This is a genomic window from Pseudomonas sp. CCI4.2, from assembly GCF_034350045.1.
Lineage (GTDB): Bacteria > Pseudomonadota > Gammaproteobacteria > Pseudomonadales > Pseudomonadaceae > Aquipseudomonas.
Window position 1 is genome coordinate 1,294,237 of record NZ_CP133781.1, and the last position, 14,720, is coordinate 1,308,956.

The 14,720-nt window shown below is 55.9% G+C and carries 14 protein-coding genes and 1 pseudogene; 3 read left to right on the forward strand and 12 right to left on the reverse strand.

All coding sequences use genetic code 11. From position 1 onward, the window contains the following. Nucleotides 1-531: 531 nt before the first annotated feature. The 5 genes from RHM65_RS05680 to RHM65_RS05700 form a co-directional block, all read right to left on the reverse strand. A complete protein-coding gene (locus RHM65_RS05680) occupies nt 532-1,014 on the reverse strand; it encodes an inhibitor of vertebrate lysozyme family protein (RefSeq protein ID WP_416195119.1) in 483 nt (160 codons plus the stop codon). Between the two features lie 4 nt (nt 1,015-1,018). Further along, nucleotides 1,019-1,183 carry a DUF1328 domain-containing protein gene (locus tag RHM65_RS05685; protein WP_322166912.1) on the reverse strand — a complete coding sequence of 55 codons (165 nt, stop codon included), beginning with the start codon at nt 1,181-1,183 and terminating at the stop codon, nt 1,019-1,021. Between the two features lie 60 nt (nt 1,184-1,243). Beyond that, nucleotides 1,244-1,525 (reverse strand): hypothetical protein, encoded by a 282-nt coding sequence (locus tag RHM65_RS05690; RefSeq protein WP_322166911.1) that lies wholly within the window; start codon nt 1,523-1,525, stop codon nt 1,244-1,246. Nucleotides 1,526-1,748: 223 nt separating this feature from the next. Further along, a complete protein-coding gene (locus RHM65_RS05695; RefSeq protein ID WP_322166910.1) occupies nt 1,749-2,183 on the reverse strand; it encodes a PA2169 family four-helix-bundle protein in 435 nt (144 codons plus the stop codon). 79 nt (nt 2,184-2,262) lie between these two features. Beyond that, nucleotides 2,263-3,111 carry a BON domain-containing protein gene (locus RHM65_RS05700; RefSeq protein ID WP_322166909.1) on the reverse strand — a complete coding sequence of 283 codons (849 nt, stop codon included), beginning with the start codon at nt 3,109-3,111 and terminating at the stop codon, nt 2,263-2,265. A gap of 230 nt (nt 3,112-3,341) precedes the next feature. Between RHM65_RS05700 and algB the strand changes: the two genes are divergently transcribed. Continuing rightward, complete coding sequence (gene algB / locus RHM65_RS05705; protein WP_322166908.1) at nt 3,342-4,688, forward strand: sigma-54-dependent response regulator transcription factor AlgB; 1,347 nt, start codon at nt 3,342-3,344, stop codon at nt 4,686-4,688. Nucleotides 4,689-4,698: 10 nt separating this feature from the next. Beyond that, nucleotides 4,699-6,486, forward strand: coding sequence for a KinB sensor domain-containing domain (locus tag RHM65_RS05710; protein ID WP_322184457.1), 1,788 nt, complete (start codon nt 4,699-4,701; stop codon nt 6,484-6,486). Nucleotides 6,487-6,528: 42 nt separating this feature from the next. Here RHM65_RS05710 and RHM65_RS05715 read toward each other — a convergent pair whose 3' ends face one another. The 7 genes and pseudogenes from RHM65_RS05715 to RHM65_RS05745 form a co-directional block, all read right to left on the reverse strand. Beyond that, nucleotides 6,529-8,142, reverse strand: coding sequence for an EAL domain-containing protein (locus tag RHM65_RS05715; protein ID WP_322184458.1), 1,614 nt, complete (start codon nt 8,140-8,142; stop codon nt 6,529-6,531). A gap of 81 nt (nt 8,143-8,223) precedes the next feature. Continuing rightward, on the reverse strand, nt 8,224-9,006 hold the full coding sequence (locus RHM65_RS05720) for an N-acetylmuramoyl-L-alanine amidase (RefSeq protein WP_322184459.1): 783 nt from the start codon (nt 9,004-9,006) through the stop codon (nt 8,224-8,226). 108 nt (nt 9,007-9,114) lie between these two features. Continuing rightward, the gene (locus tag RHM65_RS05725; RefSeq protein ID WP_322184460.1) at nt 9,115-11,160 is read right to left on the reverse strand and encodes a diguanylate cyclase; all 2,046 of its coding nucleotides are present in this window, start codon (nt 11,158-11,160) and stop codon (nt 9,115-9,117) included. Then, nucleotides 11,157-12,035: an endonuclease/exonuclease/phosphatase family protein gene (locus RHM65_RS05730; protein WP_322184461.1), complete on the reverse strand. Its 879-nt coding sequence runs from the start codon at nt 12,033-12,035 to the stop codon at nt 11,157-11,159. The genes RHM65_RS05725 and RHM65_RS05730 overlap by 4 nt, the downstream gene beginning before the upstream one ends. An 11-nt stretch (nt 12,036-12,046) precedes the next feature. Continuing rightward, complete coding sequence (locus tag RHM65_RS05735; RefSeq protein ID WP_322166902.1) at nt 12,047-12,688, reverse strand: thiol:disulfide interchange protein DsbA/DsbL; 642 nt, start codon at nt 12,686-12,688, stop codon at nt 12,047-12,049. 197 nt (nt 12,689-12,885) lie between these two features. Next, entirely contained in the window at nt 12,886-13,500 is a 615-nt protein-coding gene (locus RHM65_RS05740; RefSeq protein WP_322166901.1) for a c-type cytochrome, read from the reverse strand. A 49-nt stretch (nt 13,501-13,549) separates the two neighbouring features. Then, a pseudogene (locus RHM65_RS05745) lies at nt 13,550-13,837 on the reverse strand (c-type cytochrome); the annotation flags it as partial. A gap of 189 nt (nt 13,838-14,026) precedes the next feature. On the opposite strand from RHM65_RS05745, the gene yihA reads away from it, so the two are divergent. Further along, nucleotides 14,027-14,668, forward strand: a complete 642-nt coding sequence (gene yihA / locus RHM65_RS05750; protein WP_322166900.1) for a ribosome biogenesis GTP-binding protein YihA/YsxC — start codon at nt 14,027-14,029, stop codon at nt 14,666-14,668. Nucleotides 14,669-14,720 lie beyond the last annotated feature (52 nt).

Below are 14,720 nucleotides of genomic sequence, written 5' to 3' on the forward strand. Positions count from 1 at the left end.
GTTGCACGCGAAAAAAGGCGCAACTATTCCCACGCTGAGACATGGCGTCTAATGCCGTAAACGCCTACCTCATGCCGAATCGGCATGATCAATGGGAATACTCTGACGGAGGCCGCCTGCAAAATCGCGCAAAAAAAAGACGTGATATGGCTCGCGAGCGGCCTATTACGTCGTATCCAGCGCAAGGGGAGAGGCTATAAAAGAAATATGTGTTGAAAGTCAGAGGGTCATTCGGTCTATGGCGACAACGAATGAAAACGCAGAATTCTCGATAAATGGTCGCGCGAAGATGGTTCGCAAGCCCGGCGAATCCATTTCTGAATCAATATCACGGGCTTGCGCTACGTCTCCACCCTGACCCGGCCCAAATCAATGGAAATACTCTCTGTATTCCTAGGTCGCTCCGATCCAACTTCAATCAAAACAACCCGGCCCCATGGTCATGCGCTCGCCTTCATCGGGCCGCGCAGTCACCAAGAAGTCGCGCGCTCGAGCGCCAACTTCTTCAAATCAGTACGAGCATGCCAACACTCAATACCACTTCGGATCTTTCTTCAACTGCTCCATCAATACCGCCTGCATATCTTTGTCAGGTTTGCCGAGAAAGCGATAGTCAGCGTGTCGGGTGGGCGACTTGTCAGCGGGCAAGCCTGCTGGAACTTGCACCCACAGTGCATACGCGGATTTCTTATCGAAACTAACTGCAACGATAAGACGGTTGTTCAAACAATTGTCAGCGGTCTCACACAACGGTCCGACCAAATACTTATCGCCATGCTCGTTAACTGCTGACATGGGATCGGACGCGCCAGAGAGGTTAATCACCCAGTCAGGGAGTCGCTCCTCTTTTTTCACCACGCCCATCCATGCCTGACGATAGTCAGGTGAGGAACTCAAAAGGTCGCTGACCCGCGTTTGTCCGTCATTAGACGCCACCGCCAACGCACTGCCGCTTAAGCAAATGGCAGCCGCAAGAGTCTGCCAGGACCGTGTCCGCAAAGGCCTGCTCAGCATGTCTTCAACCCCGACCGCGGCGGCCAAAGATGAACGAGGCTACAAACAGCACCAAGAACACGACGAACAAGATCTTCGCGATGCCTGTCGCGGTGCCAGCAATACCACCAAAGCCCAAAACTGCGGCAACAATAGCAATAATCAGGAATGTAACAGCCCAACTCAACATGATGACTCTCCTTATCTTTCGTTGTTTTTCGTTTTACTGGATATGCAATCGAACTCGGCTTTAAAACACCCAAGACTGTGTTTGAGTCCTGTCAATCTGTGGCGCAGTCGCTTGAGTAGCCCGCAGACTCAGAACTGCTTCTCTCGACGCCGGCGCACTGACGGTTGAATAAGACTGCGCAGTAGAAAATTGCGGGCGGACCTGCACTGCGTCTTGATGATTGTCCCAACGCTGAACATGCTGGCCGACAACTAACGTAATGAGGAGGGCGAGGCTGGCAAACAAGGCCTGCTGGATATGCAGAGGCGAAATACGCAATTGAGCGATACGCTGGCTGGTCATCCTGAGTCTCCTCCACCTGAGTGGCTTTTCTTGTTCGGTGAGCGCAGTGCTCAACCTGATACCTAAGCTATTGCAGTCTGTATGCCAGGTCTTTACGTGAAAATTTATTTATATAAATCAGCGACTTAGACTAGAAACCAAAATACAACGGCGAGCATCCTGCACGATGCCCAAACCCGCATCGTGCGTTATGCACGACCGCCCAGGGTCGCAGCCGTTGGGTTCAATGCGAGTCGCGTTTGAGGTTCCGCATCCGGTCATGCGCCGCTCTCACTTGCGGTAGTTTTTCAGCAGCTACCGCCTGGACCTTGGAGTCCTGACTTTGCAGTGCATCTTCGAACGCATGAAGGATGCGGTCCTCGGCTTCTTCCAATTGCTCGACGTATGTATAGCTCTCATCGCTTGATAGCGTGGCTTTAGTGTCGGCATACATCTGGCGCATCTTGCCGAGCAAGGTTCCACCGTCTGCAGGCTTTTCATTTTCGGTTGCAACTTCCACCGAAAGCGCTCTGATTACCTCATTTTTTGCCTGGGCCATATCTAAAAACAGTGCTTTGAAACGTGGGTCTTTGACTTCCTCTGCGGCATGCTCGTAGAAGCGTTGGCCGTCTCGGGTAATTTCGATCAGTTCGTTAAGTTGTGCATAGGTATCGCTCATGATGTATCTCCATTAGTGAGTACAAAGAACCTTGAAAGTACAAACCACCGTGCATTTTTCCGAGGTCTCGAGCACCGGTTTAACTCGCCGAAGCGGTGACAACTTTTAATGCATCTGCGTCTACACCCCGCACGCCACGAATATTGCGGGTGATTTCCACAGCTAGCTGTTTTTCAGCGTAATTGGCGACGACACCATCAAGGCTGACCATGCCGCTTTTGGTGTCGACCTTGATATTGATGCCATCCAGGTTGCGGCTATAGATCAGACTGGATTTCACCTTGCTCGTGATCCACAAATCGCTAATCGCCTCTCCGGCACTCGTGGAGCCCGGCTGCACCTTGGGCGCAGAAGGGGCGGTGGCGCTGAGGCTAATCAGGTTATTAACTTGGGTAACCCCATCGGTATTGCTGGCCAGACTGCCAGCAAGAAGCTTGGCGTCAGCGCTTTGCGCTTGCCCCTTAAGCGTGACCATGCCGGCCGTACTGTCTACTTGAATATTCAGGCCCTCGGTCACGCTGTTCCAGAGCAGCTTGGACTTCACCGTGGCGGCCAACGTGGCGTCTTCGAAATGCTGAGCAATAGTCGCTTTAGTGCCCGGCTCGGCGGCGACCGATGGATCGATTTCCAGTTGGTTGTCGACCTTATCGATGCCTTTAACGTCCAGGGCTATTTGCTCAGCCAATTCACGGTCGACTTTATTTTCGACTTTGCCTTTGAGCATCGCGGTACCTTGCTCAACACTCACGTCGATTTTGAACGGGCTCAGGTGCCGGTTAAGCGCAAATGCAGTCCAGATCGATCCCTCTTGCCGAGCCTCAGTAAGTTGACTGGCTAAGTCTTCTTGGGCCGCGTGTGCAGCCATAGGTGCCAGTCCCAGCACTGCACTTGTCGCAGCGGCCAGGGCAATCTTCTTGAGCAGGTGCATAAAACGAATCTCCATCAAGCAGGCGCGGGTCGTTTTTGACGACAGTGACGCAAGATTCGCAAGTGCCGTGCCAGTCTCTTTTAAGACAAAAAATCCATACATATCAATTGAGTAACTCAAAGGCCATTACAGGACTACCATGCAAGGCGCGGAATCAATCAGAATTGACCATGCAACTTGCCCGATATTTCCGGGACTAACCAAGATCATTCATAACGGAGCGTAGGAATATGGACACAGCCACTGATCATCAGGGCCGTATTCTTTTAGTGGATGACGAATCCGCGATCCTTCGCACCTTCCGCTATTGCCTGGAAGATGAGGGTTATACCGTCGCCACCGCTAGCAGCGCGGCCCAGGCAGAAACGCTGCTTCAGCGTCAGGTATTCGACCTCTGCTTTCTTGATTTACGCCTGGGTGAAGACAACGGCCTGGATGTGCTGGCACAAATGCGGATTCAAGCACCGTGGATGCGGGTCGTGATTGTGACGGCCCACTCGGCGGTTGATACGGCGGTGGACGCTATTCAGGCGGGCGCCGCCGATTATCTGGTCAAACCGTGTAGCCCTGATCAATTGCGCCTGGCCACTGCCAAGCAGTTGGAAGTTCGTCAGCTATCAGCTCGCCTTGAGGCGCTGGAAGGTGAAGTTCGCAAACCTAAAGATGGCCTGGACTCGCACAGTCCGTCGATGATGGCCGTTCTGGAAACTGCCCGTCAGGTGGCCAATACCGACGCCAACATCCTGATTCTCGGCGAATCCGGCACTGGAAAAGGCGAGTTGGCTCGAGCCATTCATGGCTGGAGTAAACGCGCCAAGAAATCCTGCGTCACGATCAACTGCCCGTCGCTGACAGCTGAGCTGATGGAAAGTGAGTTGTTTGGCCACAGCAGGGGGGCGTTTACCGGGGCTAGCGAAAGCACTCTTGGCCGCGTCAATCAAGCCGACGCAGGCACTTTGTTTCTGGATGAAATCGGCGATTTCCCGTTGACCTTGCAGCCAAAACTGCTGCGCTTCATTCAGGACAAGGAATATGAACGCGTTGGCGACCCTGTGACCCGCCGCGCCGACGTTCGTATTCTCGCCGCCACCAATCTGAATCTCGAAGACATGGTGCGCGATGGCCGTTTTCGCGAAGATCTGCTGTATCGCTTGAACGTCATCACCCTACATCTGCCGCCATTGCGCGAGCGCAGCGAAGACATCCTGACCCTGGCGGATCGTTTTCTGGCTCGCTTCGTCAAGGAATACGCGCGTCCCGCTCGCGGGTTCAGCGAAGAAGCTCGGTCCGCTCTGCTTAACTATCGATGGCCAGGCAACATTCGGGAACTGCGAAACGTTATCGAGCGCGCCAGCATCATTTGCCCGCAAGAGCGAGTCGAAATAAGTCATTTGGGGATGGCCGAGCAACCCACCAACAACGCACCCCGCGTCGGCGCGGCGATGAGCCTGGACGAGTTGGAAAAGGCCCACATTGGCGCCGTTCTCGCCACCAGTGACACCCTTGACCAAGCGGCGAAAACCTTGGGCATCGACGCTTCGACGCTTTATCGCAAACGCAAGCAATACAACTTATGAATCGCGACTCATGAAGTTCGCCATGAAGTTGCGTACTCGCCTGTTCCTGAGCATTTCGGCGCTGATGACCGTTGCGCTGTTGGGGCTGCTACTTGGGCTTGTCAGCGTCATGCAGATGGCCAAATCCCAAGAATCGCTGATTCAACACAACTTCATTTCCTTGGACCTGAGCCTGAAGCTACGTCAGAACTTGGGCGATCAATTGATTCTGATGCTCGAGACGCCGCCTGACCGGCAGGCCATTGGCCAAACGCAGCAAGAGTTCAGGGAACTGCTGGCCCAAGGCGTTGAACACGATGCGCAAGATAATGTGCAAAACGGCTTCGTCCAAGCCCGTGCCGATTATCAACAGTTCCTGGGGGACTTCGACCAGCTTCAAGCACAACCCGCCACGCTGCACGATAACCTCATGCTCACAAACAGCTTCAAGGCGTTGCGCGGCACATTGATCAGCGCGCATAAGCAGGCGCTGGACAATATTAGCCGGACACAAAACACCGCTCGGGAACGAGCACTCTGGGTGGCGGGCCTGTTGGGGTTGGTGGGTATAGCGGTGCTGTGTATTGGTTTTATTACTGCCCACGGTATCGCCCGACGTTTCGGCGCGCCCATCGAAGCGTTGGCCAAAGCCGCCGATAATATTGGCCAAGGCAACTTCGAGGTCACGCTACCGATCTCGTCGGCTGCGGAAATGAACCTGCTGACCCGGCGATTCGGAATCATGGCGCAAGCATTGCGCCAACATCAGGCAACCAACATCGACGAGCTGCTTGCAGGTCAGCAGCGATTGCAGGCCGTGCTGGACAGCATCGATGACGGCTTGCTGATGATCGACCGGCAAGGTCGCCTGGAGCACCTTAACCCGGTAGCCCAGCGCCAATTGGGTTGGGACGAAAACCGCCTCGGTCAGGGACTGGGCGAAGCCTTGCAGCGCCCGGAACTGGACGAACAGCTGTATCTGACCCTTCGTGGTGCCAACCTTGAACGGGCGCCTGAAGACTTGGCTATTGAGGTGGATGGTGAATCCAGGCTGTTGACCTACAGCCTGACACCCGTGAGCCATACCAAGGGAAATATCCTGGGTGCAGTGATGGTGTTGCACGACGTGACAGAACAGCGTGCGTTCGAGCGGGTCAGGGCCGAGTTTGTACTGCGCGCCTCCCACGAACTCCGAACCCCGGTGACCGGCATGCACATGGCGTTCGGCCTGTTTCAGGAACGCGTGCATTTTGCGCCAGAATCCCGCGAAGCGGACCTGCTCAATACGGTCAATGAAGAGATGCAGCGCTTGATGCAGTTGATCAACGACTTGCTGAACTTCTCCCGCTACCAGAATGGTTTGCAAAAACTAAGCTTGGCGCCCTGTGCCATTGAGGATTTGCTTGCCCACGCCCGCGAACGTTTCAATCAGCAAGCCGATGATCAAAACATTGTGCTGCTTGTAGAAATCCAGGAGCCCTTGCCACGCTTGCACGCTGACCAAGCGCAGCTGGAGCGGGTGCTGGATAACCTGCTGGATAATGCATTGCGTCACACCCCCGAGAACGGACTGATCCGGCTGCAGGCCAGACGCCATGGCGAACGGGTTATTGTCAGCGTCGAAGACAACGGGGAAGGCATCGCTTACGGGCAGCAAGGCCGGATATTTGAACCCTTCGTTCAAGTCGGGCGCAAAAAAGGTGGGGCAGGATTGGGCTTGGCATTGTGCAAGGAGATCGTGCAACTGCACGGCGGGCGGATGGGCGTCTATTCAAGACCGGGGCAGGGCACCCAGTTCTATATGGCGCTGCCGTTGTAGCTGATTTTCTGTAGATGCCAACAGGTTCGATGCGTGATCGAGTCAGGCTTCGTCATCAATACGGCGGTTAACGGTGCGTCTGCCGCCGGTGACCAACTCCGTCAGCTTCGCCGCAGTCAATGGTCGTGCGAACAGCCAGCCTTGGCCGTAGCTCACGCCTTCACTGCTGAGCAATACGGCTTGCGCTTCATATTCGATTCCTTCGGCAATGACTCGCAATTCCAGCGCGTGGGCCATGCGGATGATGTGTGGCGCGACACCGCTGCTGGCCGCGTCGTGACCCAACGCATCGATAAACGCCTTGTCGATTTTCAAACAGTCGACCGGCAAGGTCTGCAGATACGCGAGGCTGCAATAGCCGGTACCGAAATCGTCGATCAACACTTGGTGGCCCACATCGCGCAGTGCTTGCAGATGATTTCGCGCGACCACCACGTCGATCAGGCCCCGCTCTGTCACCTCGAAGGCTATCTGCCGTGGAGATACGCGGTGCTGAGCCAGCAGTCTTGCCGTCACCCGACCAATACGAGGCGCCATGACGTCACAAGCCGCCAAGTTCACGGAGATATAAAGGTGTGGGTTGGCGCGGAGCAGATGGCCTAATTGTTCCAGTAACTGTTGAAGCACGAAATCGGTGATTTGCCGTATTTGTCCGGTGTTTTCTGCCAACGGGATGAACAGATCCGGGCTGGTCAGGCTGCCATCAGGGCGTCGCCATCGCACCAGTGCTTCAGCGCCAACACATCGGCGACTTTTCAGGTCAAAGATCGGCTGGTACAGCACCTGTAGCTCGCCACGGCGCAACGCACCTTGAAGCTCACCGCCCAGCGATTGGCGCTGACGCATCAATTGCAGCACCAATATGCCGACGCAAAACGAAACCAACAAGCTGGCCGGGGCTAAGAACCACCAAGCGCCACTCAACTGCTGTCCAAGCGCGGTACGCGGCGTGATAAGCACCAACTGATACTCGGGGCTTTGCGTTGGCATGCGATAGATCAGCTGTGTGGCGGTCGTGACCAGGGTTCCCACGGTAGCCGATGACCAGTCCGGTGTTGGCGGCCACAGTTGGGCGGGGCCTAAAACGGGAATGGCCTTGGCGCCCTTATCGAGCACTACCAAAAGGCTGCCGCCCTCGGGCAAATCAACCACATCGGTCAGGTGTCCACGAGACGTCGACACCCGGAAATCGCCGCGCCCCAACATTAGCGCCGCCAAGTTGTCGTTTGGCTGAGCGGAGGTGTTGAGCCAATAATCATAGGTCGGACCACGGATGTCGGGAGGACGTGGGCGATTGAGTTCCGTGCGCTGCGGCCAACTGGAACAGGCTTGGCCGCCACCCACGAAAGCCGCCTCATAAATGAATCGATAGCTGACGCTGACCTGGCGCAAGGTTTCAAGCATCGATGGTCCGCAGCTGCGTAACGGCTGTGCTTCCAACTGATCAAGTCCTTCGCGTAGCTGACCGAATAACTGTTCCAGGCGCACCAGAAAGCGGTCGCCTTGAGCATTCATTTGCTCGCGCTCATCCTGCCGGGCCTGGTTAAGCGTCAACCCCAAGCTGCCACCCAACAAAAGGGCAGCACTCAAGGTGGCTGCTAGCAAGGCCAGCAGCCAGGGACGAGAGCTCGCGATGCGTGCTGCAGCCGTGGCCATCAATGGTTATCCGGAGGAATACCAGTGAGGTATAGCAACAAGTCAGGAAATAGCCCGCCCTATCAGACGGGCCGAGCGTATTTAATTCTGATGGTTTAACACTTGGAGAATAGCTGCGCTTTGCACATCCGGCTGTCCATCAAAGCGCTCGGGTCGGTAGTGCATCTGAAAGGCAGCAACGACGCGACGTGTAGCGGTATCGAGCTCTCCCGTTTGTGGCGTCGCGTATCCCAGCTGGGCCAATTGCTGCTGGAACCAACTGACGCTCGGCAGATTATTCATCATGAATGCCTGGCGTTGAGCAACGGCCTGAGCGTTCGGCCAGATGCCTAATCCTTCATCTGCCAGACGCTTCCATGGAAACAAAGGACCCGGATCGAGTTTGCGCTGCGGCGCGATGTCACTGTGGCCAATGACGTGTCGAGGGTCGATGTGATTGCGTTTTAGGATGTCTTTGAGCAGCAGCGACAACGCCTGAATTTGCGCTTCGCTGTAGGGGTACCAGACTCGCCCCGTAGGCAAGTCGCGATAACCGGGGTTGACGATTTCGATACCAATCGAGCTGGAATTGAGCCACGTACGGCCTTCCCATTCGCTATCGCCGGCATGCCAGGCTCGAAGGTTTTCATCCACCAGCTTGTAGACCACAGGGTACTGCTCGTCACCGATCAAGTAGTGGCTGCTGACCTCGCCATGGGTCAACAACGCCAACGAGCGCTCCAGCGGCGCGGTTGTGTAATGCACGATGACAAACTGGGCCCGACTGTCGAAATTGGCTGATGGATGATTAGTGTCCAGCCTTAGACCGCTCGTGCTGCAGGCGGTCAGGAGAAGGAGCATTACCAACGAGGTGAGCAATTTCATGGCAGGTCAGAACACTTAGGAAAGTAACGCAATAGCATAACGGAATGCGGGAAAAGCGCTGTGCTAAAGCCAGAATTGAAATATCCGCTCATCAAATCGATTGGGCCGTCAGCCTTGTTCAATCCGATTGCGGCCTTCGTTCTTGGCCCGATACAGCGCCTGGTCCGCCCGCTGGATAACCGACTCACTGCGCTCACCCACCCGGAACGCCGTGATCCCCATCGACAGCGTGATGGTCACCGGCTCGCCTTTGAAGTGGAACGGACACGCCTCGACCGCCATGCGCAGCTTATCCAGCAGCACCATGCCCTCGCGCATGGACGTGTCAGGGATCAGCAAGACAAATTCTTCGCCGCCAAATCTCGCGATGAAGTCACCGGGGCGTAGGCGCTTGCGCAATTCGTTGGCAATTATTTTGAGTACCTTGTCGCCCGCGAGGTGGCCGTAGTTGTCGTTGATCCGCTTGAAGTGATCGAGGTCGAGCATGCTCAACAGCAGCTTATTTCCGTTTTTCTGCCACAGACCGATTTCATGTTCAAGGCGCTCACTCCAGGCGGCGCGATTGGGTAGCGTCGTGAGCGGGTCAATCAAGGCTTTTTGGCGCTGCTCTTCGAGGTGTACCCGAAACCCTTGAGCCTCTTGCTCCATGCTCGCCACCCGAGTTGCCAAGCCCTGCAAGCGTGACGCGATCTCCTGTTCGCGCTGATCGTGGTGCTGTTGATGCTGATCCATGGTACCGAGCAAGCCTTCTAAACGATTTTCCAGCACCTGTTTGAGGCCGGGCAAATCGGTGGCTTCTTGCATGCTGCTTTGCAAGCCGCCGACTTGCTCGCGCAATTCGCTCTGCATACCCCGGGTAACAGAGCGGCCATCGGCATGGTCATCGCTGGCGGCTTGCAGGTTGCTCTGGAAAGACTCCAGCCGCTCATTAAGCTGCTTGAGGTACACCTCGAAATCGTGCTGGCCGCTGTCGTTGATCGCCAACATCAATACGGCGAGATCGTCGAGAATCGGTAGTAGTTCGTACCAGTTCAGCCCCTTTTCAAGACGTGTCCGCATCGCCATGGCTTGGGGGCGGTGGTGCTCCGGCAGCGTCAAATCATCCAACAGGCCCAACAGCGTTTCTTCGATATGGGCCGCCACCGAGCTGTAACTGGGCTCGGGAGACGAGGGCAAATCGTAAGTGGCATCCTGCGCTATAACCGTGTGATCAGGGTCGGACGAGGCCTCAAGTTGCACCTCTTGAGGCCGTTCTTCGGGCGGCACACTCGGGGTTGTTGCTTCTGGCTCAGCAACCGAGGTTACGGTTACCGGCTCGACCGGCTCCGGTACTGCAAGCGGCGCTTCAGTAGCCATAGCGTCCACGGCAGCGGGTGTTTCAATTGGCTTAGTTGGCTCAGTTAAAACCACCGGATCTTCGACGACAACGGGAGGCGCAACCGCAAGCGTCACTTCGGGCGTTGGCGTTGGCGCTGGGGTTGAGAGCGGCGTAACGACCGCTTTGGTTTCAACCGGGGTCTGAATAGCGTGAGGCGCGTCGACGACTGCCTCTGACTTCGCGACAGGCTCTTGAGCGGGTTCAACGGATGTTTCTGGGTGCGCTTCCGTGCCAGCGTTGGCGGCTTCGCGCGACCCGAACAGCCGCTGCAAGAGCCCTGGTCGAGCGGACTCGTCAGCGTCAGTCTTTTCCAGAAGCGTCAGTGCCTGACCTTGTAAGCCGCTCAACTCATCGAGCAGCAGCGGCAGCTCCCGCGCTTGAGAAACCCGGTCGTCCAATTGCTTGGCGAATGCCTTGAGCGGGCGGCTAACTTCTCGCGGTAACGGCAAGCGTTGCAGCTGAGTGACTAACGCGTTCAGGGCAGTGCCCATCTGACCGACCCGGGTCTCACGACGCTGCTCCGAATCAAGTACCGCTTTTTCTAAACGCGGGATCAGCGCGGCAAGGCCGGCATCCATATCGTCGCGACGGACGATTTCACGCATTTCCTTCATGCACTCATCGACTGCTCGATCAGTGCCCTCGGCCGCCAGACTGCTGCGCACCAGACCTCGGCGCAACAAGTCGAGCCGAGCGTTCCAACGAACCTGAAGCGTGTCTTGTTGCTCGATGCTCTTGAGGTATTTTTCTTTCCAGCGCGTAGCTTCATCGCTCATGCAAGAGTTCCGCGAGGAGGCGTGCTGAGAACAGGCAGCGCATCGGTGTTCAAAGAGAGGGGCAACCGAATCTCAACCGCGACGGGCAAATGGTCGGAGATGGGTTGAGCTAAAACTTGCACCCGTTCAAGGGTCAGGGTGGGGCTGAGCAAAATATGATCCAGACAACGCTGCGGACGCCAACTGGGGAAGGTCGCCTCGATCTGCGGCGCTAATAACCCGAGATCACGCAGCGGAGAGTTTTCCAACAAATCGATAGCATGGGTGTTCATGTCACCCATCAACACTTGGTGGCGATAATCGCCAATCAAGTTGCGAATATATGACAATTGGAGAGTACGCGCACGCGCGCCCAATGCCAGGTGCATCATCACCACCACCAACGCGTCAGGACCTTCACCGAACCGAACCAGAATCGCACCGCGTCCAGTCGGGCCCGGTAACGGATGGTCTTCAATTGCCCACGGACGCAAGCGACTGAGTACGCCGTTGCTGTGCTGACCAAACCGGCCGAGGTTGCGATTGAGTTGTTGATACCAGTAAGGGAAGGCGCCCAGTTGGGCAAGGTGTTCGACTTGATTGACGTAACCGGAGCGCAGGCTGCCGCCGTCGACTTCCTGCAACGCGACCAGATCAAAGTCGCCCAGCAGATCACCAATCTTTTGCAGATTACCGGCTCGCCCGGTGTGCGGCAGTAAATGCTGCCACCCACGGGTTAGATAATGCCGATATCGCTCGGTACTGATACCGACCTGAATGTTGAAGCTAAGCAAGCGCAACCGACCATCGGCCGGTAAACCGCTTGCTTGCAGGTGGTGCTCGTTGATGTTCGCATCAGGCCGACCAACGACGCGTTCCGTGCCCCAGCGTCGCATGGCAGGCGCGCTTACTTGGCAGCGACTGAGGCGCGCTCTTTAGCGATCAGCTGATCGGCGACTTGAAGCGCCTGCTCAGGACCGCCAGCAGTGCCCAGGTCAAAGCGGTATTTACCATTCACGATCATGGTCGGTACGCCAGAAATCTCGTACTTCTTCGCCAATTCTTTGTACTGGGCAATTTTGCCCTTCACGGCGAAGGAGTTGTACGTCTCAAGGAATTTAGTTCTGTCGATGCCTTGGGTAGCCACGAAATCAGCCATGTCATCTGGCTTGTCGAGGCGTTTGTGTTCTTTCTGGATAGCTTCGAACACAGCGGCGTGGACTTTGCTTTCTACGCCCATGGTGTCAAGGGTAACGAACAATTGACCGTGAGCATCCCACGGGCCACCGAACATCGCAGGGATGCGGATGAAGTGAACATCGGCAGGCAGTTTTGCAACCCAAGGATTGATGACCGGCTCAAAGGCATAGCAGTGTGGGCAGCCATACCAGAACATCTCGACGACTTCGATCTTGCCGGGTACAGACACAGGGACGGCGCTGGTCAGCTCTACATATTGTTTACCGGCTTCAATTGGATCGGCAGCTTGCGCAGACATCCCAAACAGGCTGGCGGCAACGAGAGCGGCGCCGAGAATCAGATTACGCATGCTTTACTCCTGGGCATTTTAGGTCGCCTTAACGCGACCTGTGTTGGACTGGGTCGGCGGGCTTGAGTTCGCTAGTGTAACGCTGGCGGGTGTGAAAAAGGGCAGCCGAAGCTGCCCTTTTGAATGCGCGTCCCTGCATAAAAGCCTGGAAATCGCTGCGAAAAATGAAAATCTATCGCAAAACGATCAGATCTCTATCAATGCAGACCTTCGATGTAAGCCGACAATGCTGCAATGTCCTTGTTACTGAGCTTCGAGGCCACGCTACGCATCACCATTGTGTCGCCATCGTTGGTACGATCGCCTTCACGGAAGTTTGTCAGTTGTTTTGTCACGTAAGCAGCATGCTGGCCACCCAGATGCGGGAAGCCGGCGGCAGGGTTGCCCACGCCATTTGGCGAGTGACAACCGGTGCAGGCAGGCATGCCCTGGTCCAGTTTGCCACCACGAAACAAGGCTTCACCTGCGGCGACCAGCTTCGGATCAGCAGCGCCGACGCTGCCTTTCTGACTGGAAAAGTAAGCCGCGATATCTGCCAGGTCCTGGTCCTGCAGGTTGGTCAACAGACCGGTCATCTCCAGGACCGTTCGCTTACCATCCTTGATGTCATGCAACTGTTTGATCAGGTAACGATTCCCCTGACCCGCCAATTTTGGAAAATTAGGCGCCATGCTATTGCCATCTGGACCATGACAAGCGCCACACACAGCAGCTTTTGCCTGACCTGCAGCGGCATCGCCTACTACAGCAGCAGCGTGGGCAATACCGGAGATGCCCAGGGTCAACACCAGACTCGCGAGTAATTTGTTCATCAGCTAATCCAACTACGGCTAAGGGTGAGAAAGTTATGTACCGGGGATACTCGCTCATCCATGGGATGATTTACGCGGTAATCCTCGCTACTGCAGTCCATGCACAATCCACGCGGCGGCATTGCCTTGAAACCCTGGGTCACGTACTGCACCAGCGCCTCCACACCTTGCGACAGTCTAGGCGCCCAAGCTGTCTGACCACCGGGTTTCGGCGCCATTGGCAACTGGCCGACGGACAGGCCACACAAGCACGGTTGTACACGGCTTCTGGATCCTGTGTAGCCTGAGCACTGAAGAACGGCAAAAAGGAACCGGTAGCCAACGGCCATTTCTTCAGAAAACGACTTTTTCAGGGCTGGGAACGTGCTGCGTTCTATGCGCAATTCACTTAATCGTCCCCGTGAACTTCATCCTACGGTGGGACAAAGCGCACACAAAATCTGCGGCATTATATACTGGCGCTACTGAAACGGAAACGACACTGCTTGCCGCGCCTCTGCCGGCACCCGCCCTAATCGGAAATCTCATGCAACTCAAGAACCCCATCCTCGGTCTGTGCCAACAGGCTACCTTCATGCTCAGCGCCGCTAAAGTTGATCAATGCCCCGACGACGAAGGCTTTGAAGTGGCGTTCGCCGGGCGTTCCAACGCCGGCAAGTCGAGCGCATTGAACACCCTTACCCACGCCAGCCTGGCCCGTACTTCCAAGACGCCGGGGCGAACTCAACTGTTGAACTTCTTCAATCTGGATGAAGAGCGTCGGCTGGTCGATCTGCCAGGTTATGGCTACGCGAAGGTGCCCATCCCACTGAAACTGCACTGGCAGCGCCACTTGGAAGCGTACCTGGGCAGCAGGGAAAGCTTGAAAGGCCTTATTTTGATGATGGATATCCGTCACCCCATGACGGATTTCGACCTGCTGATGCTTGATTGGTCTATCGCCAGCCACATGCCCATGCATATTTTGCTGACCAAAGCCGACAAATTGACCTATGGCGCGGCGAAAAACACCCTGCTGAAGATTCAGGCAGAAATTCGCAAAGGCTGGGGCGAGGCGGTGAGTATTTCGCTGTTTTCAGCACCAAAACGCTTGGGCCTGGAAGAGGCCTACACTGTCTTGGCAGGCTGGATGGAGCTGGCGGACAAGGGCTCCGAGCCAGAAGCATAAGAAATAGCAGGCAAAAAAAACCCCGGACTTCTATGGGGAGGAGGAAGTTCCG

What these genes read in the sequence shown, in the direction of transcription:
- RHM65_RS05680 (WP_416195119.1), bottom strand. Translation starts at nt 1,014, where the DNA reads ATGCTGAGCAGGCCTTTGCGGACACGGTCCTGGCAGACTCTTGCGGCT.
- RHM65_RS05685 (WP_322166912.1), bottom strand. Translation starts at nt 1,183, where the DNA reads ATGTTGAGTTGGGCTGTTACATTCCTGATTATTGCTATTGTTGCCGCA.
- RHM65_RS05690 (WP_322166911.1), bottom strand. Translation starts at nt 1,525, where the DNA reads ATGACCAGCCAGCGTATCGCTCAATTGCGTATTTCGCCTCTGCATATC.
- RHM65_RS05695 (WP_322166910.1), bottom strand. Translation starts at nt 2,183, where the DNA reads ATGAGCGATACCTATGCACAACTTAACGAACTGATCGAAATTACCCGA.
- RHM65_RS05700 (WP_322166909.1), bottom strand. Translation starts at nt 3,111, where the DNA reads ATGCACCTGCTCAAGAAGATTGCCCTGGCCGCTGCGACAAGTGCAGTG.
- algB (WP_322166908.1), top strand. Translation starts at nt 3,342, where the DNA reads ATGGACACAGCCACTGATCATCAGGGCCGTATTCTTTTAGTGGATGAC.
- RHM65_RS05710 (WP_322184457.1), top strand. Translation starts at nt 4,699, where the DNA reads ATGAAGTTCGCCATGAAGTTGCGTACTCGCCTGTTCCTGAGCATTTCG.
- RHM65_RS05715 (WP_322184458.1), bottom strand. Translation starts at nt 8,142, where the DNA reads ATGGCCACGGCTGCAGCACGCATCGCGAGCTCTCGTCCCTGGCTGCTG.
- RHM65_RS05720 (WP_322184459.1), bottom strand. Translation starts at nt 9,006, where the DNA reads ATGAAATTGCTCACCTCGTTGGTAATGCTCCTTCTCCTGACCGCCTGC.
- RHM65_RS05725 (WP_322184460.1), bottom strand. Translation starts at nt 11,160, where the DNA reads ATGAGCGATGAAGCTACGCGCTGGAAAGAAAAATACCTCAAGAGCATC.
- RHM65_RS05730 (WP_322184461.1), bottom strand. Translation starts at nt 12,035, where the DNA reads ATGCGACGCTGGGGCACGGAACGCGTCGTTGGTCGGCCTGATGCGAAC.
- RHM65_RS05735 (WP_322166902.1), bottom strand. Translation starts at nt 12,688, where the DNA reads ATGCGTAATCTGATTCTCGGCGCCGCTCTCGTTGCCGCCAGCCTGTTT.
- RHM65_RS05740 (WP_322166901.1), bottom strand. Translation starts at nt 13,500, where the DNA reads ATGAACAAATTACTCGCGAGTCTGGTGTTGACCCTGGGCATCTCCGGT.
- yihA (WP_322166900.1), top strand. Translation starts at nt 14,027, where the DNA reads ATGCAACTCAAGAACCCCATCCTCGGTCTGTGCCAACAGGCTACCTTC.